Source organism: Parashewanella curva (genome assembly GCF_003675895.1).
GTDB classification, from domain to species: domain Bacteria; phylum Pseudomonadota; class Gammaproteobacteria; order Enterobacterales; family Shewanellaceae; genus Parashewanella; species Parashewanella curva.
This window is the reverse complement of the sequence record NZ_ML014754.1, coordinates 78,752-101,730: the sequence shown is the minus strand read 5'-3', so window position 1 is coordinate 101,730 and position 22,979 is coordinate 78,752. Positions and strand designations below refer to the sequence as shown.

Annotated in this window: 21 protein-coding genes; 19 read left to right on the top strand and 2 right to left on the bottom strand. The window is 37.4% G+C overall.

The window, feature by feature from the left end:
• Positions 1 to 74: 74 nt before the first annotated feature.
• The 3 genes from lspA to ispH all read left to right on the top strand — a co-directional run bounded on the left by lspA (position 75) and on the right by ispH (position 2,164).
• A complete protein-coding gene (gene lspA / locus D5018_RS01700; RefSeq protein WP_121837252.1) occupies positions 75 to 572 on the top strand; it encodes a signal peptidase II in 498 nt (165 codons plus the stop codon).
• A gap of 9 nt (positions 573 to 581) precedes the next feature.
• Entirely contained in the window at positions 582 to 1,007 is a 426-nt protein-coding gene (fkpB, locus tag D5018_RS01695; RefSeq protein ID WP_121837251.1) for an FKBP-type peptidyl-prolyl cis-trans isomerase, read from the top strand.
• 227 nt (positions 1,008 to 1,234) lie between these two features.
• Complete coding sequence (gene ispH / locus D5018_RS01690) at positions 1,235 to 2,164, top strand: 4-hydroxy-3-methylbut-2-enyl diphosphate reductase (RefSeq protein WP_207819191.1); 930 nt, start codon at positions 1,235 to 1,237, stop codon at positions 2,162 to 2,164.
• Between the two features lie 51 nt (positions 2,165 to 2,215).
• Here the strand turns inward: ispH and D5018_RS01685 are convergent, their stop codons facing one another.
• Entirely contained in the window at positions 2,216 to 2,644 is a 429-nt protein-coding gene (locus D5018_RS01685; protein ID WP_121837249.1) for a hypothetical protein, read from the bottom strand.
• Between the two features lie 271 nt (positions 2,645 to 2,915).
• Between D5018_RS01685 and pilV the strand changes: the two genes are divergently transcribed.
• From pilV to D5018_RS01655, 6 genes are read left to right on the top strand one after another with little or no spacing between them, the layout of a single operon-like run.
• On the top strand, positions 2,916 to 3,458 hold the full coding sequence (gene pilV / locus D5018_RS01680) for a type IV pilus modification protein PilV (protein WP_121837248.1): 543 nt from the start codon (positions 2,916 to 2,918) through the stop codon (positions 3,456 to 3,458).
• 5 nt (positions 3,459 to 3,463) lie between these two features.
• A complete protein-coding gene (locus D5018_RS01675; RefSeq protein WP_121837247.1) occupies positions 3,464 to 4,462 on the top strand; it encodes a PilW family protein in 999 nt (332 codons plus the stop codon).
• 8 nt (positions 4,463 to 4,470) lie between these two features.
• The gene (locus tag D5018_RS01670; RefSeq protein ID WP_341538256.1) at positions 4,471 to 4,908 is read left to right on the top strand and encodes a pilus assembly PilX family protein; all 438 of its coding nucleotides are present in this window, start codon (positions 4,471 to 4,473) and stop codon (positions 4,906 to 4,908) included.
• 2 nt (positions 4,909 to 4,910) lie between these two features.
• A complete protein-coding gene (locus tag D5018_RS01665; RefSeq protein WP_121837245.1) occupies positions 4,911 to 8,366 on the top strand; it encodes a pilus assembly protein in 3,456 nt (1,151 codons plus the stop codon).
• Between the two features lie 4 nt (positions 8,367 to 8,370).
• Positions 8,371 to 8,769 (top strand): type IV pilin protein, encoded by a 399-nt coding sequence (locus D5018_RS01660; protein WP_121837244.1) that lies wholly within the window; start codon positions 8,371 to 8,373, stop codon positions 8,767 to 8,769.
• Complete coding sequence (locus D5018_RS01655) at positions 8,766 to 9,062, top strand: TapY2 family type IVa secretion system protein (protein WP_133309216.1); 297 nt, start codon at positions 8,766 to 8,768, stop codon at positions 9,060 to 9,062. Before D5018_RS01660 ends, D5018_RS01655 begins: the two co-directional genes overlap by 4 nt.
• Positions 9,063 to 9,135: 73 nt before the next feature.
• On the opposite strand, the gene D5018_RS01650 is transcribed toward D5018_RS01655, so the two are convergent.
• A complete protein-coding gene (locus tag D5018_RS01650) occupies positions 9,136 to 10,608 on the bottom strand; it encodes a peptide MFS transporter (RefSeq protein WP_121837242.1) in 1,473 nt (490 codons plus the stop codon).
• Positions 10,609 to 11,093: 485 nt separating this feature from the next.
• Between D5018_RS01650 and rfaH the strand changes: the two genes are divergently transcribed.
• The 10 genes from rfaH (at position 11,094) to D5018_RS01600 (ending at position 22,969) form a co-directional block, all read left to right on the top strand.
• The gene (gene rfaH, locus D5018_RS01645) at positions 11,094 to 11,606 is read left to right on the top strand and encodes a transcription/translation regulatory transformer protein RfaH (RefSeq protein ID WP_121837241.1); all 513 of its coding nucleotides are present in this window, start codon (positions 11,094 to 11,096) and stop codon (positions 11,604 to 11,606) included.
• 902 nt (positions 11,607 to 12,508) lie between these two features.
• On the top strand, positions 12,509 to 15,283 hold the full coding sequence (locus D5018_RS01640; RefSeq protein ID WP_416351523.1) for an SLBB domain-containing protein: 2,775 nt from the start codon (positions 12,509 to 12,511) through the stop codon (positions 15,281 to 15,283).
• Positions 15,284 to 15,441: 158 nt separating this feature from the next.
• Positions 15,442 to 16,392 (top strand): Wzz/FepE/Etk N-terminal domain-containing protein, encoded by a 951-nt coding sequence (locus D5018_RS01635; RefSeq protein WP_121837239.1) that lies wholly within the window; start codon positions 15,442 to 15,444, stop codon positions 16,390 to 16,392.
• 47 nt (positions 16,393 to 16,439) lie between these two features.
• Positions 16,440 to 17,375, top strand: a complete 936-nt coding sequence (locus D5018_RS01630) for an exopolysaccharide biosynthesis polyprenyl glycosylphosphotransferase (RefSeq protein ID WP_121837238.1) — start codon at positions 16,440 to 16,442, stop codon at positions 17,373 to 17,375.
• A gap of 34 nt (positions 17,376 to 17,409) precedes the next feature.
• Positions 17,410 to 17,847 (top strand): ParB N-terminal domain-containing protein, encoded by a 438-nt coding sequence (locus tag D5018_RS01625; protein ID WP_121837237.1) that lies wholly within the window; start codon positions 17,410 to 17,412, stop codon positions 17,845 to 17,847.
• Position 17,848: 1 nt separating this feature from the next.
• Positions 17,849 to 19,042, top strand: a complete 1,194-nt coding sequence (locus tag D5018_RS01620) for an aminotransferase class I/II-fold pyridoxal phosphate-dependent enzyme (RefSeq protein ID WP_121837236.1) — start codon at positions 17,849 to 17,851, stop codon at positions 19,040 to 19,042.
• Positions 19,043 to 19,044: 2 nt separating this feature from the next.
• Complete coding sequence (locus tag D5018_RS01615) at positions 19,045 to 19,509, top strand: hypothetical protein (protein ID WP_121837235.1); 465 nt, start codon at positions 19,045 to 19,047, stop codon at positions 19,507 to 19,509.
• A gap of 69 nt (positions 19,510 to 19,578) precedes the next feature.
• The gene (locus D5018_RS01610; protein ID WP_121837234.1) at positions 19,579 to 20,817 is read left to right on the top strand and encodes a flippase; all 1,239 of its coding nucleotides are present in this window, start codon (positions 19,579 to 19,581) and stop codon (positions 20,815 to 20,817) included.
• Positions 20,818 to 20,846: 29 nt separating this feature from the next.
• The gene (locus tag D5018_RS01605) at positions 20,847 to 21,818 is read left to right on the top strand and encodes an ATP-grasp fold amidoligase family protein (protein WP_121837233.1); all 972 of its coding nucleotides are present in this window, start codon (positions 20,847 to 20,849) and stop codon (positions 21,816 to 21,818) included.
• 53 nt (positions 21,819 to 21,871) lie between these two features.
• A complete protein-coding gene (locus D5018_RS01600) occupies positions 21,872 to 22,969 on the top strand; it encodes a glycosyltransferase (RefSeq protein ID WP_121837232.1) in 1,098 nt (365 codons plus the stop codon).
• Positions 22,970 to 22,979 lie beyond the last annotated feature (10 nt).

Here is a 22,979-nt window from a genome sequence, read left to right as displayed (position 1 = left end):
AGAATCTTTAGATCGTAAAAAGCAAAGGCATTAATGCTTTTGCTTTTTCTTTAATCTACAGAAAGGAATATTTTATGCCAACAGATTGGAAACAAAGTGGGCTGAAATGGTATTGGATTGTACCTTTAGTAATTCTGCTCGACCAACTATCAAAGCAGTGGGTTCTTGCTAACTTTAAACTGTATGAATCCATTGAACTGCTACCTATATTCAATTTCACTTATGTTCGAAATTATGGAGCTGCGTTCAGTTTTCTACATGATGCCAGTGGCTGGCAAGTTTGGTTCTTTTCCGCCATTGCGATTGGGATCAGTGTTCTTCTGACATTCTGGCTCAGAAAAGAATCGGTGACTCAATGGCGTCTTAACTTAGCCTTTACTTTAGTGATTGGTGGCGCGATTGGTAATCTAATTGATCGCTTGATACACGGTTTTGTCGTCGACTTTTTAGACTTTTATTGGGGAACCAGTCATTTCCCTGCATTTAACATTGCTGACTCTGCGATTTGTATTGGAGCCGGCTTACTTATTTTAGACTCGTTTGTTAATAACGATTCAGAGAAAAAATCATAATTAGAGGGAATACCAGTGACACAAGCATCATACATTTGTCATATGGAAATCTTATTAGAAGACGGCTCAACTGCGGATAGTACCAGAGCTTCTGGCAAACCTGCTCGTTTAAATCTAGGTGATAACAGCCTTAGTCCAGCATTTGAAGCAGAGCTATCAGGATTGGCTCAGGGTGATAAACATAAGTTCACTCTTGAGGCTAAAGATGCGTTTGGTGAGTCAAACCCTGACGCCATCCACTACATGGATAAGACTCGCTTTCCTGCAGATATGACCCTTGAAGAGGGAGTCATCGTTAGCTTTGCTGGTCCTGGTGGAAGTGAAATCCCTGGAATGGTTCGTGAGGTGGCAGGTGATTCTGTTACTGTCGATTTGAACCATCCGTTAGCAGGGCATAAAGTCACGTTTGATATTGAAGTTGTAGAAGTTCTGTAATCAAATCTAAAGAGTAGGAGTTGTGTCTTACTCTTTCTCCATACTTTCCTTTTACGAACTCTTGTTTGAAGGTTAATTAAAAATTACCTAACAAATGGTAATAATTTGTATAGAATATCCATCATTGATCTAGATATTTTTAGAATTTTATTCAGGTAACAAATATGCCAACAGCAAGTGAACAGGCAAAAAAAATAGATATCCAACACATTGAAGATTCAAACGACGTGCAAATTATGTTGGCAAACCCTCGTGGTTTTTGTGCTGGTGTAGATAGAGCCATTAGTATTGTTGAACGTGCATTAGAGCTATTCGAACCGCCAATCTATGTTCGTCATGAGGTTGTGCACAATCGATATGTTGTGCAAGACCTAAAAAGTCGTGGCGCCATATTTGTTGAAGAGCTTGATCAAGTGCCTGATGATTGTATCGTCATTTTCAGTGCTCACGGAGTATCACAGGCTGTTAGAGCTGAAGCAAAACGTCGTAGTTTAAAAGTCTTTGACGCCACTTGTCCGTTGGTAACTAAAGTCCATTTACAAGTAACAAGAGCAAGCCGTAAAGGCATTGAATGTATTCTTATTGGTCATGCTGGTCACCCAGAAGTTGAAGGGACTATGGGGCAATACAGCAATGATGAAGGTGGAGTTTACCTTGTTGAGTCGGTGGAAGATGTAGCGAACATGCAAGTTAAACGCCCTGATGAATTATGCTTTGTTACTCAAACAACGCTTTCAGTAGACGAAACCATTGATATTATTGAAGCGTTAAAAGCTAAATTCCCTTCAATAGAAGGCCCTCGCAAAGATGACATTTGTTATGCAACTCAAAACCGTCAAGATGCAGTAAGACATTTATCACCTAATGCGGATCTTATGGTAGTAGTTGGTTCCAAGAATAGCTCTAACTCTAATCGTTTAAGAGAGTTAGCTGAAAAAACTGGAACCGAAGCCTATTTGGTTGATGACCCAAAAGACGTTAAGGCTGAATGGTTTAATGGTATTAACAAAGTGGCTGTTACAGCTGGTGCGTCAGCTCCTGAAGTTTTGGTTCAGCAAGTAGTTGATGCAATAAGCTACTTTGCGCCTAATACGATTTCAGAAATCGTAGGACGTGAAGAAGACACGGTTTTTGCTGTTCCAGCTGAATTACGTTAAATAGTCCTAGTTGATTGGTCATTACAAAATTAGTATTGACCACTGGATAGTTTAAACTGTTTTTGGTTTGTGAAACGTTTTAATAATGCTATGTAGATCTCTTAAGTCTTTGAGGGTCACATAGCCATTTTTTTCGACTCCTGCGACAAGCTGCTCATGCTTAATTTGCTCATCAACACAGAGAAATCCAGTAAAGTGAGCTGCAACTTCTTTGAAGCCATTAACGCTATTAACTCGATGTTTTTGCCTACTAGAAGTATTTTTTCGAGTCGTTTTCTCTAATTTAGTGTGTCCCTTAAACTCCATGCTTTCAAATGTGAACCGTACTTCAAAATCATTTCCACCCAGTGAGGCAGAGAGCATTGCATTGAGTTCTCGTGTTACTGATTCATCAGATATGGCTTTATGAGTATTGGTTTCTAATAGAGTAATAAAGAGGTTTAAATCTGATACCAAAGCAGATTGTGTCGAACTCGCCATAGCTGACTCCAACTAACTATTTTTGATGGTTATAGCTGATAAGCTTTGATTAAAACAAGATGAATGTCTCAATTTGAAAGGAACTCATTCTGAGCTCTGTTTGCCCTAATTATCATATTTATTATTTTGGTTTTGATAATTATAATTTGTAGCAATTATGTTTTACATGTCCTAGAATCGAACCCCGCTGGGTTATTAACTGGCCGTTTTTAATAGAAAAAGCCTATTAGTGACTGTCAAAAAGGTGACGGATAAAGGAGCTTTGACGATAATGCAACGCTATGAAAAAGGACTTTCACTGATCGAGGTTCTAGTATCGCTTGTAATATTGGTGATAGGACTTATTGGCGTTTTTAATCTGCATCTTATCTCTAAACAGGGCAGTTTCGAATCCTTTCAGCAAACACAAGCCGCGTATCTCGCTCACGATATTTTAAATCGCATTAAAATTAACGCTTCAGAACTTCCTCGCTATCCCGGAACATATACAGGCAACTTGCCCAAACCCGATAACTTATGTCAAGACCGTGCCGCAGTTTGCACTCCTAGCCAAATGAGGCGTGCAAATTTGTATTTGTGGGAACAAGCTTTGATGGGTAAAAGTGAGCTTGAAGGCACTACGGCTGTAGGCGGACTAGATTCCCCTACAGCTTGTATCGTTGTAAACAACTCAAGAGTAGAAGTTATGATCAGCTGGAGAGGGATAAGAAAAACGTCTGATGGCGCGACGGATCATTACAGTGGAAAAACTTGTGGCACAGCAAGCTCTCAACGTCGTCTTTACGTTGTTAAAAGTATCATAAGAGAGAGTTAGGGTAGATGAATTATAAGCTTACCTATTTCAGAAAAAAAATATCAGGGTTCTCATTAGTCGAGCTAATGATTGCTATGGTGATCAGCTTATTCTTAACTCTAGGTTTGTTTACCATGTTTCGTATGTCATCCACTAACGTTACGACAACGACTCACTTTAATGAGTTACAAGAGAATGGTCGAATTGCTCTATCGTTAATGGAGCGTGATGTAAGTCAGACGGGTTTTTTTGGCGATATAACAGGCATAAACCTTATTGCGGGTGCCAATACAAGAGTTGATGCAATTCCTCTAAATGCTGCTGAGGATTGTATTGGTGCTGGTATGAATAATGCCAGTATTCCAGTAATTAGCCCGTCACCATTCAGAGTCATTTGGGGATATGAAAATGATGTGAGTGCCTATAGTTTTCGCTGTCTAAATTCAGTGACAAAAAATACCGATGTACTGCAAATCAAACGCGTTATTGGGCCTGTGACAAATACCACTGATCAAGAAAATCAGTATTATGTTGGCACTACTCAAAATGAAGCCATTTTTTTCAAAGGTGATCAACCTACTCCCAATAAGCCACGCTTACGATTTTGGCAATATGCTCATCATATCTATTACATTCGTGAAAGTGATGATATTCCGAGTTTACGTCGACGTCGCTTAGTTGGCGTAAATATGAATGGTGATGGTGGTGGCGATCAGCAGCTGGTAGAGGGCATTGAAAATATGCGTATCCTCTATGGTATCGATCAAGATTTTGATAATAGTGCAGATATTTTTTTACCAGCAGAAGATGTGACAGATTTAATGTGGAGTGGCGCTGGAGATGACAGAATTATTGCGATTCAAGTGAGTTTACTTGTTCGCTCTATTAATAAAGATAAAAGTTATACCAACAAAAACACCTATAAATTAGGTGATAAAGACATAGCTGCTTTTGATGACAATTATCGAAGAAAAGTCGTTATGACCACAATTTCACTCGATAACCTTATGGTTAATCGGAACTAGAGGATTCGATGATGAAAAAACAACAAGGTGTGGTTCTTTTTTTCGCATTGATTGTTTTGTTATTAATGACGATCATTGGAGTGTCATTAGCCATGAACTCAACGCAATCTTTAAGAATGGCTGGCTCTGGTGTAGAGCGTTTAGAAGCTGTTGCACATGCACAGGGTGCCCAAGAAAAATTCATTATGGAGTATGAGGGAACACCTATGCTCACAGATTTAGATGCTGAAGCTAGAATGACTGACAACGAAATGAAAGTAAATCATGTTGTCGTTCCACTGGAGAATGTTGATGTTGAATGTGGCCGCAGTGCCAAGGCTACTTCAGGAAACAATATTCGTTGCAGAAGAATCGAAGTGACGTCTGATGGTGTATACGGCCGTGAAGATCTTGGAAGAATGAGTGTGGTCACCGGCATCCAACAAGAAGTACTTACAGGGAGTTGATTATGATTTCCAAAGAAAACGTTATTAAAAAGTTTGTTGCCGCTGTATCAGTGGTTGCGTCATGTGCTGCTTCCTTTAGTTTTGCAGATGACACAGAACTGTATATTGCCGAATCGAGTGCGCGTTCAGGCGTGCGACCAAAGGTATTAATTATTTTTGATACCTCTGGGAGTATGAGGACGTCACTTAATGCTAAAAAATTCTACCCCAGAACAGATTCATTAGATAACTCGACAAAACTATTTTTTTCAAAAACCGATACTGTCCCAACTCAAACGAGTTTATCATTTATCAGTAATGGGATTAATGCATGTGAAACGTCCAAAGAGTATCTACAACATTATGGGATGTATACAGGGTATTTAAGGGAGTACAGGTTTACCTCTGACAATGGCAGTTGGGAGGAATTACCATATGGAAGTGGGGACTCTATTCAGGTTATTGACTGCTATGGTGATATTGAAAATAAATATTCGGGGAATGGAGCGCTACCAAATGGTTTTCCTGTGGATGGTGAAGGAACAAGAGATAGTCCAAAGCGTTATGAATTACTTAGCGACACACCGACAGAAGCTGAAATAGCAAATGCAATATCAAAAGCAAAATTAACTGAATTTGGCATCGGTAAGCCTGTTACTTTGTATACTGAAAATTATATAAATTGGTATCACACCAATTCAGATACGCAAGATTATTCGAGAATGGATATAGCTAAACGGGTTATCGAAGATACGGTTGTGACAACACCTGCGGTAGATTTTGGGTTGATGGCATTTAATTATGCAGTAGGCGACGAAAATGGTGGGCGAATTGTTAAAAAAATTGAGAAAAATAATGATTCTGGAAGGGATATATTGCTGTCTCTAATCCCCGACCTCAATGCCAGAGGTGGTACGCCTTTATGTGAAACTATGTATGAAGCATATCGATATTTCTCAGGAAAAGATGTCGTTTTTGGTAACCAAAACCTCAGAGGGCTGAGTCCTGGAAAAGATTCAACTGCTGAGAGAGAGGGGAAATATATTTCACCCTTTGACGATAATGTATGTGGAGCCTCATCAGCGATCATTTATATCACAGATGGAGAGCCAACATATGATAACGACTCGGATGCTGATGTGGTTGCCCTTACTGGAGCAACACCCGCAGATCGTGTACAAGAAAGTTATCTACCATCATTAGCTGGTTGGTTAAGTTCTAATGATGTAAACCCTACCCTACAAGGTACACAAACAGTACGAACATTTACTATTGGTTTCAGCGCAGGTGCCACTGACGCAGCTCCTGTGCTAAATGCTGCTGCACAAAGTGGGAAGGGCCAGTATTTTTCTGCTTTGGATAGTGTGCAGTTACAAAATGCACTAAGGCAAACAGTAAATGAAATTCTTACAAATAGTTCAAGTTTCACATCTCCATCCATTGCCAGTAATAACTTTGATAGAACACAGACTCATGATTCTGTCTACTACGCCATGTTTTCCCCCAAAAAAGGGGCGCGTTGGTTAGGAAATCTTAAAAAATTTAAAGTGAGTGGTAATGGTGTAATTAAAGACAGTAAGGGTAATAATGTCATAGGTGCTGATGGTAATATTGATTCGGGAGCCTGTTCTTATTGGACCAACTGCAATGGCGGTTCCGATGGTAATGAAGTTTCTTCAGGTGGTGTGCTTGGAATGCTTCAGGGAGTATCCGAACGTACTATTTATAGTAATTTGGAAGCCGGTTTAAAAGCACTAACTAAAACCAATGCAGAAGCTCGTGCAGGAGGGGGAGATCAACTTGCAACACATATCGGTGTCGATCCCACTCAAGTTTCAAATATATTAGAATGGGCAAAAGGAAAAGATATTGATGATGAAGATGGAGACGGAAACTCTTCAGAAAACCGAGTCGATATTTTAGGTGATCCATTACATTCAAAGCCTTTAGCCATTGATTTTGGTTCAAGCACTGGTTCTGAAAACATACGTATTTTAATGGGAACCAATCACGGCTTCTTACATATGTTCAAAGACTCTGGTGCTAATGTGGAAGAGTCATGGGCATTTCTTCCTTATGAATTACTGCCGAACCTGCCAGAATTAAGAGCAAACGTTCCTACAGGTGTTCATTCTGTATATGGGATTGATAGCCCTCCAGTGGCTTACATTGAACGTTCAACAACAGGCATTCAAAAAGCATGGGTGTTTGTTGGTATGCGCCGTGGCGGTGGGGCTTATTATGCACTTGATATAACAAGCCCTGACTCACCGAAGTTTTTATGGAAAATAGACTCAGGTACACTGGGTATAAATGAACTCGGCCAAACATGGTCTGAACCCGTAGTAACAAGGGTTCCCGGTCATGGTACTCATGGGGAAGGTAAGCCTGTACTTATCTTCGGTGCAGGATATGCTCCAATAACAAAAGATGGAACAGGAGTAGGACAAGATGACTCCAAAGGCCGTGGTGTGTTCATCGTAGATGCCGAAACAGGGAGTTTAGTACACTATTTCGGTCACGGTGCTTCTGGCAGTAAACAAACCCTACTTCCAGGAATTACTGATAGTATTCCTAACTCTGTAGCTGTATTGGATAGCGATGCGGATGGTTTCACGGATAGGATTTATGCCACTGATACTGGCGGAAATGTATGGCGAATGGATTTAGCTACTTGGGATAGCTCTAAATGGACAGCATTCAAATTTGCCGATTTAGGTGGAAATACGCAAACGACTGATAGACGCTTTTTTTCTGCACCTACTGTTGCCCAGACTATTATCACTAATGTGAAACAAGTCACAACAGATACAGGAGGGACCACAACGACTAGAATCATTAAACAAGATATCCCCTATGATGCCGTAGTTGTTGGAAGTGGCAGCCGACCAAGCCCACTCGATAAATCCAGAAGTGATATTTTCTTTACGTTGCAAGATAGGAATATTAATTCGAAATCATTTGATGGAACTGATGGCAATAGCGTACCAGACTCGTTAACAATAAGCGATTTGTTTGATGTTACAACGGCTTCGCCTGCAAATGAGTCGCAAAACTTATTGTTCAGTGCCAAAAAAGGTTGGTACTACGATTTTAAGGCTTCAGGAGAGAAAAGTTTATCTGCCGCAACCATTATTAATGGAAAAGTATTTTTTACTTCATTTGTCCCTGGCAATAGCTCTGAAAACCAATGTTTAGTTGGAGGTGTAGGTCGCCTTTATGGTTTCGACTTACATAGAGGTGCTAGAGCATACACTTCTGAATTTTATGAAATGAGTCAAAGGGTACCTGATACTCCACAGCTGGTTGTCCCACCTAATGGTGATGACCCAAGTTACATGTATCTCATTGGTATTGGTTCAGCGGGTGATAAAATGGTAAAAGTGGGAGATGATAAATCCAAATGCGCTGATGGTGATAACCGCTGCCTCGGATCTGGGCCACAAGCAAACCGAGTCTACTACCATGTGGTGGAATAGGAAAATGTTTAAGATTACAGAAAATGGATTTACATTAATTGAACTGATGATTACGGTTGCAATTATTGGCATCCTTGCTTCAATAGGCTATCCATCATATACCAAATACGTAGCTCACGCGGCTAGAGCCGATGCAATAGCGGGATTAGTTCATGTTGCTAACCTGCAAGAGCAATATTACCTTGATCATCGTAAATTTACAGAAGATATGACAAAATTAGGCTTAGCCGCAGATCCCTTTGAAGTCGAAAATAAACACTACAAAATTGATGCTAAAGTTGTCGACAAAACCTATAGCTTAAAAGCAACAGCTGTAGGAACTCAGGCTACAAGAGATCCTGATTGTAAAGAAATAACGTTAAGTTCAACAGGAAGCAGAGCGCCAGAGGAGTGCTGGAAATGAAACGATTAAGGATAAGCACAATGCTAACTTTGTTCATGTTAAGCCCAATAGTTAGTGCAACAGGCTATGTAGATTACAAATGTTATTTAGATACTACATCTGGAAAAAAACTTGCCTTATTTAGCTTTAAAACCAGTGACGCACGCAAACGATTAGCTAACCTTCCTGCATCTCAAATTACTGTTGATGGTTCTAAAAATGCTTTTATCAAAGACGTGATTGAGTGTGTAAAAGAAAAGTCAGAATTTAGAAATGCTGAGGCCAAAAAATTAGATAAGGCTTTATTGAGATAAGAGAGTTTAACTTTTTTTGCTACAAAAAAAGCAATCCATTTGGATTGCTTTTTAATTATAACGAATTACCCCACTAGTGCTTCAGCGCTTCATGCTCAGCAGTTACTGCAATTTCTTCATCAACAGCTTCTTCTAAAGTATGATCGTGTGCAACTTCAGCACCATGCATCCAATCAACGAGCTTATCAGCCATAAAGTAAAGCAGAATAGCTGATGCAACAGCAGTAATCGCAATCCCTGCGAAGATAGACATCGCGTTTGCTAATTGATCTTCAACTGCACCACCATGTCCAATGAGAGAACCCACAACGCCACCAATCTTATTCGCCATAGCGATAAATAGGAACCAAGCGCCCATCATTAGAGAAGCTAAACGCAGAGGAGCAAGTTTAGTTACCATTGAAAGACCGATAGGAGAAAGACAAAGCTCACCAATAGTGTGGAAGAAATATGCACCAACAAGCCACCACATAGAAGATTTGGCTGTAGCATCTCCACCCATCTCAACAACAGCGCCCATCATAAATAGGAAACCAACTGCTAGGAAGAATAGGCCCATTGCAAATTTAACTGGAGAGTTTGGCTCATTTTTACCCATGCGCACCCAAATCGAGGCAATTACTGGAGCAAAAATAACGATAAACATAGCATTCAAAGATTGGAACCAAGTAGTCGGAACTTCCCAGCTGCCAATCATACGGTCAGTAAAGTCGTTGGTGAATAAGTTCATCAAGCCACCGGCTTGTTCAAAACCAGCCCAGAATACGATAGTGAACAGACCCATCACCATGATAACTTTAATGCGGTCACGTTCAATCTTTGTTAGTGGCTCTTTACGAACTTGACCTTTCGCTGCATTACGTTCTCTTTCAAGTTTGGCGGCTGGTACAGTACCAATGTTGCCTAATAGCTTTTGTGCAAAAACCATCTGAATAATTAGAGAAAGAACCATACCAACACCTGCAGCAAAGAAACCTGCTTGGTAGTTTCCGTCAAATGCAGCAACAACTAGTCCTACAACGATACCAGATAGGAAAGCACCAACGTTAATACCCATATAAAAGATAGTAAACGCACCATCACGGCGGTGATCACCCTCTTCATATAAGTCACCAACCATGGTCGAGATATTTGGCTTAAACAGACCGTTACCAATGATCAAGGTAAATAGACCAAGATAGAAAACTTCAGTTTCCATACCTGGAAGCCATGCGTGAGGTAATGCGAGAGTAAATTGACCTAGCGCCATTAACGCACCACCAATCATGATGGTTTTACGTTGACCAAGGAAGTTATCAGCAATCCAACCACCTATAAGTGGAGTCAGATAAACAAGACCTGTGAAAGTACCATATAAAGAGATAGCGTCTGCTTGAGTCCAACCTAGACCGTGACCACCCTCTGATTTTACTTTATCAACAAGATAAAGTACCAAAATAGCGCGCATTGCGTAATAGCTGAACCGTTCCCACAGCTCAGTGGTGAACAATAGAAACAGCCCTTTCGGGTGCCCCATAATTGTTCCCTGAGGTTTAGTAACACTCATTATTGTTTCCCACCTAATTTAAAATTTTTTGGTTTACTTAAAAACAAAGATTAACCAATATTAATTTTTATGAATTATCAGGCTATATATACCTTTTATAGAGAGGAAAAGTCAAACTGAAAGCCCCAGAATGGCTACTTATTCATAGCTGTACATATCACAAAATAAGCAAGCAATTACGCATTAAATTCGATTAACCAATCGGTTTTTTTAGAATAAAAGATGTGCTTCGTAATTTGAGCAGTTTAATAAAGAACTAGGCTGTAACGTGAGTAATTAATATCAATATAGTTTTTACTCGGTCAATAGAGATGTAATAGTTTCTAGTGATAAAGAAAATTCATTGCTAGATAATTTTTAATCAGTTAAGCCTGTTGAGATCAAAAAAAGTAGCAAAACCACTTTTAATCAGATCTAAATGTTTGTAGTATCAATCGCCGTGATAGAGGATGTCACCTGCTACATATAATGAATCAGGAACAACAATGAAAGCTTGGTACTTAGTCTACTGCAAACCCAAAAGTGAAATACGGGCACAGCAAAACCTCCAAATGCAAAGTATCGAGACATACTTACCCATGTATCTCGAGGCCAAAAAGCAAAGGTCGGGAAAGAAGACCGTAAGTAATGTGCCTTTATTTCCAAATTACCTATTTATTTATTTTGACCCCAAAGTCACTTCGGTAAGTCGTATCCATTCTACCCGCGGCGTAAGCCAAATCGTGGGTTGCAAAGAAGTGATGACTGCGATTGATCCTTCACTCATTACGGCAATCAAAGTTCAAGTTGCTAAGATGATGAACCAACCTATCGAGTTAGAAGAACAGCTACCCCAAAAAGGTGACAAAATTAAAGTCAACCATGGTGCATTTTCTGAAATAGAAGGTGTATTTGAAGAAACGTCTGGTGAAAAGCGGTGTTTCGTACTTCTTAAGCTACTGGGTTCTATGAAGCGAGTGGAAGTTCCACTAGAGGCAATAGACAAGCTTTCAGCTTAGGTCGGCTTCGTAACTAATTTAATGAGTTATGCTTTAGGCTTTTTAAATTTAGACTAAAAAATATGAGTCTCCTTGTTAAAAAATAGACATGTTGTTTAATTGGTGAGCATTGCGTTTTATTTAAAAAGACTATTATTTTCATTTTGAAAATTAACCTTTAAAATAAAGGAACTCTGTAGTAAAAAGACAAGACGAGTAAATTGTTTTTTGATAAAATATCGCGCTTGCACAACTGACAATGCTTATGAGTATCAGTAGTAAGATATTCATAAGCATTGCTTGTTTTTAATCTCATAATTCTGAGCCTAAAGGTTTAGGTGTGAGAAGAGAAGTAACTTGCTAATTACACTGAAAAAAATCAAAAACAGATGGTCTTTAGGAGCCGAAACCTATGGGCGGTAGCGTGCCCGAAGGGCAAATAAGTGAAAAGTTTCACTTATTTAGCTACCGCCGAAGTGCCTCTGGCACGCCACGCGGATCGGTAGTGTGTGACACTTGAAAAGTGTCTTCTTGGAGGTTTTCGAAGGGCAAATAAGTGAAAAGTTTCACTTATTTAGCTACCGCCGAAGCGCCTCTGGCGCGCCACGCGGGTCGGTAGTGTGTGACACTTGAAAAGTGTCTTCTTAGATGTTTTCGAAGGGCAAATAAGTGAACAGTTTCACTCTTTTAGCTACCGCCGAAGCACCTCTGGCGGGCCACGCGGATCGGTAGCGTGCGATATGCGGGTCGGTACTGTGCGACACTGAAAGGCACCTTGTCATTTTCAGCATTTATATACTAACAAGTAACAAAGCTCTCATCTGTTAACTCTTTCAACAAAAAATTTACCCAGCAGGACTGCTGGAATTACTCAACATTCTCAAATACGGAGAAAGCACGTGTTTCCAAAAGCGAAATCTCTCATTGCTGTAGGAATAGCAATTGTCGCAACAGCGAGTTTTTCATCAATTGCATTAACTCCAACCCCACAAATGATCGAGCAATTCAAACAATTGCCAAAATCAGAACAGTTGAAGTTAGCCAAACAATACGGCATAGATATTTCGAGTCTTACTGGTGGTTCTAAATTAAACCGTAATGATAACAATGATTTTGAAGAGCCAATTGTAAAACCAAGAACAGCTTACTTTGATGCAGATTTAATTGAAGATTGTAGCGCCATCGGCTCTAGCTCATTTGTATCAACAAAACATAAAAAGAACACAATAAGAAGTAGCCAAAGTGATTATCAAAATTTTAAGGCTAATAACGGTCAATTTAGCCGGCACGTTCAAATGGATGGTTTGAATAGCCAGAATGGGAATCTGAGTGGTCAAAGTCGAGGCTTAAATAGTTTAAATAATAGCGGGCAGCAGAACACAAATTTACAGCCTAGGCCTGAAAATCAACCAAATATTATTTGTAAAACAACAATTGCTGGGAATCAGTACTTTATTGATAATCTTGGTAAGAAATACACTTTAAATAACTTTGGGACATTAACTCTAGCCAAAGTTAACGATAAGCAACAAAAAACAAAGAAACCGCTTCAAATCTTCGGTCTAGATATGTTTGCAGGTGAGCCAACCACTTTTGCTCCTATTTCAGATGTACCCGTTCCATCTGAATATATGGTTGGCCCAGGAGATACCATCAATGTTCAAACTTATGGTAAAGAAAGCGATAACTTTGAGCTTGTTGTACAGCGCAATGGTACGGTTCAATTACCGCAGGTAGGGCCGATCTCAATCGTAGGCCTAAGCTTTGCAGAAGCTAAAAAGCTCATCAAAGATAAAATTAAGTCTTCAACGATTGGCGTAGAGTCGAGTGTTACACTAGGTCAACTGCGTTCTATTCGTATTTTTATTGCTGGCGAAGCCTATAAGCCAGGCAGTTATACAGTATCGAGTCTATCTACAATCACACAGGCGCTTTATGTATCTGGTGGTATTAGCAATATCGGTTCCTTGCGTAATATCGAGTTAAAAAGAGCGGGTAAACTCGTTGGAAAGCTTGATTTATACGACTTATTGATGCGTGGTGATTCATCTTCTGACCTACGTTTGCAATCTGGCGATGTTGTTTTTATTCCTGCAGCTAAAGCTTATGTAAGTGTCGATGGTGATGTTCGTCGCCCTGCGATTTATGAGCTAAAAAAAGATGAAAACTTTGCCGATGTCATTAACATGGCAAGTGGACTTAAAGCAAAAGCATTTGCAAAAGCAATATCAGTAGAAAGATTTAATAAAAATCATCTCAAAACCGTTATTTCAGTAGATTACACAACCACTCAAGGCCGACGTCAAAATGTGAAAGATGGGGACTACATCACAGTAAGTTCTTCTTCGGATCGCCTTGAGAATTCAGTTGAAGTTGCTGGTGCTGCAACTCGTCCTGGTCAATACCAGTGGACGAAAGGGATGCGAGTTTCAGATATCTTCCATTCTGTTCGTTCGGATTTGAGCAAAGGGGCTGATTTAACTTATGCTGTAGTGCTTAGAGCCATCAATGAGCAAGATGAAGTTGAGGTTCTTCAATTTTCGTTAAACAATGCAATCAAGTTTAATGATTCAAAAGATAACTTACTGTTAGAACCTAGAGATAAAATTGTTGTCTTTAAAGACGATGAACGTCAAATTGCACTGCTACCAATCATCCAGCAATTGAAAAAACAAACCCATTTGGGTGAAATGGCTAAGCTAGTTGAGGTTAATGGTTCGGTTCGATATCCAGGTGTTTATCCTCTTGTAGAGAATGGTTCTGTAAGAGATTTATTAACAGCAGCTGGAGGTTTAGAAGAAGGCAGTTATACTCTGTCTGCTGAGCTTACTCGCCAACAAATTGATCCAATTAAAGGTGCGAAGATCATACATAAAGAATTGAATCTTAATGATGTATTGCACGTAAACCATAACTCTCTAAAACTTCAATCTCGTGATGTTATTTCAGTACGCAAACTACCTGATTGGCAGCAAACACGTTGGGTAAGCATTAAAGGTGAAGTACGTTTTCCTGGTACATACAGTATTCAACGTGGAGAAACGCTTAAAAACGTAATCACTAGAGCAGGCGGTTTAACACCTAATGCCTTCACCTATGGCTCGATTTTCCTTCGTGAATCAATCAAAGAAAAAGAGCAGGAGCAGGTAAGAAACCTAGCAGATGAGTTGAGAAGAGAAATCGCAGCAAAAGCGTTAACCAAAGATGGGACAACGATAAGCTATAAAGACTCACAGCAAATGCTTGACCAATTACAAAATATCGAAGTTGTTGGGCGCTTAAGTATCGATTTATCAGCTATTTTAGGTGATATCAAATCAGCGGATATTGAACTAGAAGCAAACGATGAACTCTACATTCCATCTAAGAACCAAACTGTGTCAGTGATGGGACAAGTACAGTACCCAAGTACGCATAGGTTTATTAAAGGTGAAACCTTTGAACAATACCTAAGTATGGCAGGCGGTGCGCGTAAACGTGCGGATGAGGGTAGAAGCTATATCCTAAGAGCGAATGGTTCAGTGGTTATTCCAGATACTGGCTTCCTTAGTGCTGGCACTAGAATGATGCCTGGTGACACAATTATCGTACCGCTAGATACCGAGTACAAAGATACGCTTACATTATGGCAGCAAGTAACAAGCGTGGTGTACAACAGTGCTGTAGCTATCGCATCTATCGCTCGAATCAATAATTAATCTTTATGAGTCGCTTCTGCTAAGGCAAGAAGCGAAGTAACGACAGTTTCGTATGTCGGTGCCCAGTGGCTATATCGCTATATTGTCATACCCGCGAAGCCGGTATCCAGAGACTTTAGTACGAACAGCCTAATTTAGTTAAAACAAACAGAAACCATATGAATCAAAATACGCCAACACCACAGCTGCCAACTAATTATATATCCGACGATGAAATTGATTTAAAAGAACTTTTTAGTGTTATCTGGCAAGGGAAGTGGCTGATCACTAGCATCACAACAGTGTTTGCAATTGGTGCAGTAATCATTGCTTTAATGCTTCCAAATATTTATAAATCAGAAGCTTTGCTATCACCGGTAAGTGATCAAAAAGGCGGTGGTTTATCTGCCTTAGCTGGTCAATTCGGTGGCCTAGCGAGCTTAGCAGGCATTAACTTAGGTGGTAGTAAAGGGGACAAAAGCCAACTTGCAATTGAAATTCTAAAATCCCGTGAATTCACCAGTAAATTTATACAAAAACATCAAATCTTGCCTGAACTCATGGCCGTAGATAAGTGGGATAGAGCAACAAATGGTCTTGCTTATGACCCTGAAGTTTATAATGAACCCGAGAAAAAATGGCTGAGAAAAGTCAGTGCCCCATTTAAATCAAAACCATCAATGCAAGAAGCTTATAAAGAGTGGCAAAAAATATTTTCAGTTAATCAAGACAAAAAGAGCAATTTGGTTACTATTTCTATTGAACACAAATCTCCATATATCGCCCAGCAATGGGTAAAGTGGTTAGTGGCAGACATCAACTTAGAAATGAAAAAGCGTGATGTTAAAGAAGCCACCAAAAGCATTAACTTTTTAGAAAAACAAATCAATCAAACAAAAGTGGCAGACTTAAGAAGCACTTTATTCAAACTTATCGAAGAGCAAACCAAAACCATCATGTTTGCGGACGTGAGAGATGAGTATGTATTTGCTACAGTAGACCCTGCACTAGTACCAGAAGAAAAAGCAAAGCCTAAAAGAGCACTAATTTGCATTTTAGGTACACTTCTAGGTGGAATGCTTGGAGTTGCTATTGTGTTAGTTAGATATGCTTTTAATAAAAAAGATTAAACATTTTTTAATGATTTATAAAAATAAGGTTTGTTTAAAATTCTATAATGCCTCTAAAAAGATTTAAAAATCCTGAAAAAGCTCTTTCACAAAATGAAATATATGTTTTTTGTCCTTTAGAAAAAGAAGCTGAAATAAATACAATTTCAGAAGACTATAATTTTAAAATAAAGGTAAACCATTACGAGTTAAGTGATTTAAGTTGTAAGGTAATTTGCCATTATGAGAGCAGCTCTTTAAGTGAGGAACAGCGTGATTTTCTTGTTCGAGCAACTGAGCAGGGGGCTTGGGTTGAACCATTAATCAGTTATCTAGACTCTAGGCTCGCGTACACTGAGGTAAAATTACTCCATAGTGGTTATTTTTTACATCAAAAAGCATTTTCAATCTTATCAACTAAACGTACGCAAATCGCCAAACGTTGTGTTGATGTATTGTCTGCGGCTCTTTTAGCTCTAATTGCGTTACCTATTGGCCTTATTACAGCTTTATTCATAAAGTTGGAAAGTCCAGGGCCAATTTTTTATAAACAAAAAAGAACCGGCCAATATAATGACGAGTTCGAAGTCATTAAGTTTCGCTCAATGCGAAATGATGCTGAAATATCAGGCGCACGATGGGCCACCAAAAATGATGCAAGAGTAACGAGGGTTGGAAACTTCATAAGAAAAACTAGGATTGATGAATTACCTCAAATTATCAATATCCTAAAAGGCGAGATGTCAATTGTTGGCCCTCGCCCTGAACGTGAAGTTTTCATTAAAGACCTTGAAGAGCAAATTCCATACTATCGCTTTAGGCATGCTGTCAAACCAGGAGTTACGGGGCTAGCACAAGTGAGTTATCCTTATGGTGCATCGCTTGAGGATGCAATATGGAAGCACAAATTTGATATATATTACATAAAACATCACAGTACACTTTTAGATATTAAAATTTTATTTAAAACAATTAAAGTTGTTTTATTTGGTATGGGAAGGTAGATGGTATTTTAATTAAATAGAATAAGGAGTTTGTATGTATTCACTTGATTTTAATGAACCACTTGTAAAAGGATTTTCTTGGGAACATCCAGATCTGATTTTAACTCACGAAAAAGTTGTAGAGGAGCGCTGTGCTTCATTAATTAACTATTTAGAATCGCTAAAGCCATATGTAATTGTGCCATCTATATTAGTTTGTGATAAAACAAATGTAATCATTGATGGGCATCATCGATATTTTGCGCTAAAAAAGTTAGGGTTTGAAAAGATTCCAACAATAAAACTGAACTATTCAAATCATAGAATTATTACTGACTTGAATGAACAACCAATAAAAAAAGAAGTAGTAATTCAGCATGCGGTAAATAAAAATTTATTAGAGCCTAAATCTACATTTCATCATATTGTGGATGTCTCTAGCGAACCTCAACCAATTATTTTACTATCAAGCTTAGCAAAATTGGAATTTTGATATGAGTAAACTTTTTGAAAGTTTAAATGAACAAGAAAGAATAACTTTAGAAAAATTATTAGAGTTAAAAAAAGAATCTGGAACACATTCACCAAGCCCATCAGAAATTGACCAGATACTATCGCCTAAAAATATTTTGGTTGATGCGTGCTTTTTATCTAATCCTTATGGAACAGATTTATATTTACGTGAGCTTAACAAGTTAATGAGTTCAGATGCTTGTAGAGGGTATATTGAAAATTACCCATCACAAAATCATAGCATTTCAAAAAAGTTATCAAACGTTCTCTCTGTTAATGAAAAAAATGTATTTGTTGGTAATGGTGCAATTGAAATCATTGAGCTACTACTAAAAGAGGTTATTCAAGGTAAAATTATTGTTAATTTGCCTACTTTTTCCAGTTACTATGAGTTTTGTGAGGAAAAGGAAAGATTATTACTCAATTATTTAAAAAAGTCGAATAACTATCAGCTTGAGCTCAGTGACATAGAAGGTATGTTAGATGAAGCTGAAGCTCTTGTTGTAATTAATCCTAATAATCCCGATGCTCAATATACTCAGTTTGATAAACTTGAAGAAATTATTCAGGCCTGTAAAAGAAAGGATGTTAAAGTGATCATTGATGAAAGCTTTATACATCTCAAAGATGGATTTAATTCTTATCAAGATGCTTCACATAATTATTTCTTTGAAAACTACGATAATGTTATTATTGTCAAGAGCCTTTCCAAAGACTTTGGCATAGCTGGTTTGCGTTTAGGCTATATGCTTGCAGATGAATCTACTATCAATCGTACTTTGGCTCATGGTAAGTTATGGAATGTGAGTGGCTTTGCTGAGCACTTTGTAGATTTATTATCTGCAAATGATTATATGATGCAATATGAAGCTTGTCGCAAGCAGCATATAGATGACATAAAAGAGCTTGGTATATTACTAAATAATATTGATGATGTTAAAGTACTCCCTACAAATACGAACTTTTATTTAATTGAGCTACCAGATAATATAGATCCTCAAGTATTCTGTTACGTTATGCTGATAAGATATAATGTTTTAGTCAGAGGCGCTAATGATAAAGTAGGTCTTGATGGTAATTATATTCGTGTCGCCACACGAAGACCAGATGAAAATAAGCTTGTCGTTAAGGCTATTTCAGATACATTATCAGATTTTAAAAAATTGCTTGATTAACTATGCAAAAATCAATTTTTATTATAGATATCGACAACACAATAGCAGAAACTTGGCCGACATTAGTTGATAGAAAAATTCCACTTGTTTTAAATTATTTAAAGCTTAAGCCTAAAAGAAATGTTGTAAGTAAAATATATGATCTGATTAAACAAGAGGACTCTAGTGTTGAAGTGCTTTTTCTTTCTGCAAGAACATATTATTATAAGCCTGTTACCAGGTTTTGGTTGAGATTTGTACTTGGATTTAAATTGAATTATCAAACAATTTTAGTTGATAGGGCGAATGATAAAGTCGATTATCTTAAAAGATATCTCTCAGAAGGATACTCAATAAAATATTTTGATGACCTTAGTTATAATCATGAAAATGGTGAGATAAAGTATTATCAAGAAGTCATAAACTTTGCTAACAGTAATTCAGATATTGAATATTATGACTATGCGTGGATAAAGCAATTCTCGTAACTATTGTAGCTAGAGAAAGTGCAATGTTTTCTCTAGCTTTTTTGATCCCTTTTAGGTAATTTAAATAAAGTGGATAAAGATAAAAAAGTTGTATTAAAAAATACGTTGTATTTAACCCTATTACAAGGGGCTGGATATGTGTTTCCTTTAATTACCTTACCTTATCTAATTCGTATTTTAGATGTAGATGATTTTGGTTTATTAGCTTTTGCTACTGCAACGGTTTCATATTTTTTATTAATCACTGATTATGGATTTAACCTGTCTGCAACCAAAGAAATCTCATTAAATAGAAACGATAAAATAAAGATAGAAGAAATATTTAGTTCAGTCTTGACGGTTAAATTGTTACTGTTAGTAATCTGCTTTTTAATACTTTCCTTGCTTACTGCTTTTATACCCAAATATTCTGAAAATAGTCTCATATATTTCTTTACTTTTGGAACAGTTTTGGCTCAAGTTTTATTTCCTGTATGGCTGTTTCAGGGCTTAGAAGAAATGAAGTATGTTACAAATCTGAATGTACTATCTAGAGCGCTCAGTACTATATGTATTTTTATTTTTGTAAATAAGCCTGAAGATTTTCATTATGTGCCGATTATAACATCCATTGGGGTGACTCTTTCTTCTGTGATCTCATTATATATTGCCCATTCTAAATTTGGAATAAGCTATAAACTACAAGGATATAAAACTATAGAAGAGCAATTTGTTACAGGGTGGAATATTTTTTTAAGTCGTATTTACACCAATATATATGTTAATGGGAATGTTTTATTGTTAGGGTTTATGACAAATAATACGATTGTTGGGTATTACTCTATTGCAGATCGTATTGTCCAAACGCTTTCAGCCTTATTTTCACCTATCTATCAAGCATCATTCCCTTACTTATCTAGACTTTTCACTCAAAAAAAATCAGAGTTTTTTATTTTTTTACGTAAAATCAATATAGGCGTCGGATTACTTTCAGTTGCATCTTCTCTTGGTTTCTATTTTTTGAGTAAACAGATTATTTTCTTATTTTCAGGAGATATGAATCCGGAAGTCGTGAATATTCTGAAAATACTTTCAATTTCATTAGTATTTTTTCAAGTGGGACCTCTTTATACTTATGTGCTCATCGCTGCAGGAAAAAGTGAGATTGTCACACACATACTGAAAGTGACAGTAATAGTCAACTTTTTGCTTGCGATACCCTTGATTCATTTGTTTGGAGCTTATGGGCTTGCATGGTCTTGGGTATTAATGTTGGCATTTCATTCTGTTTATTTCTTGTTGAACTATAACAGGCATGTTATTAAATAATTTTATATTTTTGGATTTAAAGGATTGTTGTGATTAAACGTGTTTTAAAAAAAGTAGTTTATTCTATATTGGAAGCGACTTCTGGTATTAGGGCTTTAGACTCAGTGTACCTTAAGTTTATGTATTATAAATTGACTAAGAAAAAACTAAATTTAAGGTCACCTAAAACATTAAATGAAAAACTTCAATATATTAAGCTCTACGATAGAAACCCTGTCTATACGATGATCACTGATAAGGCTCTTGTAAAAGAGTATATTGCTAATAAAGGACTTACTAATATTGTTATACCAAGTGTGTTTACTCTTGGGAGTCATGATGTTGTTGACATTAAATTAATTGATGATAGCGATTTCCCTTTAATTGTTAAATCTAATCATGATAGCTCAGGTGGCCTAATTATTAAAAATAAACATCAGGCTCTTAGTAATGTAAAGGGGATCAGCGAGCCTAAGATATCATTAAATGATTTCGATTCAGTAGTCGAGTACAACAATAAATACATCAACTTGTTTCTTCGCGAAAGATTCAAATGTAACCATTATCTTCTAACTAAAGAATGGCAATATAAGAATATTGTAAAAAAATCATTAGCAGAGAAATTGTTGCAAGATAGAAATGGCAATATCCCTAATGATTTAAAATTTCATTGTTTTAAAGGAAAGGTTGAATTTATTTATGTTTCTGCAGATAGAGAAAATTTAAATTATCGAAAAATCTATTATCCAGACTGGACGTTAGCCCCTTTTACATGGACTAAATTAGGAAATGAAAAAGTTTTTGAAGGCCCTGAGGTAGAAAAACCAAATAGACTTGACGATATGATCGCTATTGCAGAGAAGCTATCAGAAGATTTTGAATATATACGAGTAGATTTATATTTATGTGATGATGAAATCTTCTTTGGAGAGTTCACGATGCAGCATAGTAGTGGCTTTGACATGATTATTCCTGAGAAATTTGATGAATTCTACGGTAATAAGCTAAAGATTAATCTTTAAGATCTTTGTCTAATTTATAATTTTTCTTTTGCATTAAGATATTAAGGTTTTTAGTGAGTAAGTTAAGTAAAAAAAGCATTACGTTAACTATCTGCTCGTTAAGTGGCGGTGGAGCTGAGGCTGTTTGTGTCAGCCTCGCGAACTACTTAGTTGAAAGGGAATGGCAAGTTGATCTTGTTGTTTTTAGTTTGAAAAACGAAAAATACTTGTCTCTTGTTTCGCCAAAAATCAATGTTATCAACTTGAATGTAGATAGCACTGTTCGAGCTGTACCTAAACTGTTGCGTATTATTTCATCCACTGATAACAAAATTTATTTTTCTTTTGACTATATCAGTGCAATGTTATTGGTGATTGCCCGAGATTATTTCTTTAAAAAAATCACGGTCATTAACCGTAATATGAATACGTTTTCTCAAGTTTTGATTAATTTTCCAGGTTGGAAAATGAAAACGGTGAAACGTTTCTATCAAAACTGCGATTTAATCATTAACCAATGTGAAGCAATGAAGTTAGACCTTATTCGCTTGTTTCCTAAGGTGAAATCTAAAACTGATTACATATATAACCCTTTACGTATAGCGATAGAATCTAAAAGTAAAATCACTCTAGAAATAGAGAGTCGAACACAAGACTATATTCTATGTGTAGGCCGTTTGGACGATCAAAAAGCTTTTCATGTAGCTATAGAGGTGTTTGCAAAAATTTCTTTGCAGTTTTCGAATCTGCGTTTGAAAATTATTGGGGAAGGTGAACTTGAAAATGATTTAAAGGCGTGTGCACTTTCTTTAGGGGTATCGGATAAGATTGATTTTGACGGTTTTCAATCTGACATCATTCCATACTATGAGAACGCAAAGTTGACACTCTTAACGTCTAAATTTGAAGGCTTTCCTAATGTATTGCTTGAGTCTATAGCACTAGGTACGCCAGTTGTTTCGTATGATTGTCCTAGTGGGCCATCAGAAATTATTTCTGATGATATCAATGGCTTCCTTGTTGAAAATCGAAATATGGAAGAGCTCGAAAAATCATTAATCAAAGCGCTTTTAAAGGAGTGGAGTTTAGAGCAAGTCGTTGCTTCTTCTGAACGCTTCTATAGCCATAGTGTTTTTAATCAATATGAGCAAATTTTAAACAGATATTTCTAATAGCGGTTTA

Excerpts from the sequence above, each read along its gene's own strand:
- lspA (WP_121837252.1), top strand. The coding sequence starts at position 75 with ATGCCAACAGATTGGAAACAAAGTGGGCTGAAATGGTATTGGATTGTA.
- D5018_RS01650 (WP_121837242.1), bottom strand. The coding sequence starts at position 10,608 with ATGAGTGTTACTAAACCTCAGGGAACAATTATGGGGCACCCGAAAGGG.
- D5018_RS01685 (WP_121837249.1), bottom strand. The coding sequence starts at position 2,644 with ATGGCGAGTTCGACACAATCTGCTTTGGTATCAGATTTAAACCTCTTT.
- D5018_RS01655 (WP_133309216.1), top strand. The coding sequence starts at position 8,766 with ATGAAACGATTAAGGATAAGCACAATGCTAACTTTGTTCATGTTAAGC.
- D5018_RS01620 (WP_121837236.1), top strand. The coding sequence starts at position 17,849 with ATGAGTAAACTTTTTGAAAGTTTAAATGAACAAGAAAGAATAACTTTA.
- D5018_RS01625 (WP_121837237.1), top strand. The coding sequence starts at position 17,410 with ATGTATTCACTTGATTTTAATGAACCACTTGTAAAAGGATTTTCTTGG.
- D5018_RS01660 (WP_121837244.1), top strand. The coding sequence starts at position 8,371 with ATGTTTAAGATTACAGAAAATGGATTTACATTAATTGAACTGATGATT.
- rfaH (WP_121837241.1), top strand. The coding sequence starts at position 11,094 with ATGAAAGCTTGGTACTTAGTCTACTGCAAACCCAAAAGTGAAATACGG.
- D5018_RS01615 (WP_121837235.1), top strand. The coding sequence starts at position 19,045 with ATGCAAAAATCAATTTTTATTATAGATATCGACAACACAATAGCAGAA.
- D5018_RS01665 (WP_121837245.1), top strand. The coding sequence starts at position 4,911 with ATGATTTCCAAAGAAAACGTTATTAAAAAGTTTGTTGCCGCTGTATCA.
- D5018_RS01675 (WP_121837247.1), top strand. The coding sequence starts at position 3,464 with ATGAATTATAAGCTTACCTATTTCAGAAAAAAAATATCAGGGTTCTCA.
- D5018_RS01635 (WP_121837239.1), top strand. The coding sequence starts at position 15,442 with ATGAATCAAAATACGCCAACACCACAGCTGCCAACTAATTATATATCC.
- D5018_RS01670 (WP_341538256.1), top strand. The coding sequence starts at position 4,471 with ATGATGAAAAAACAACAAGGTGTGGTTCTTTTTTTCGCATTGATTGTT.
- pilV (WP_121837248.1), top strand. The coding sequence starts at position 2,916 with ATGCAACGCTATGAAAAAGGACTTTCACTGATCGAGGTTCTAGTATCG.
- D5018_RS01630 (WP_121837238.1), top strand. The coding sequence starts at position 16,440 with ATGCCTCTAAAAAGATTTAAAAATCCTGAAAAAGCTCTTTCACAAAAT.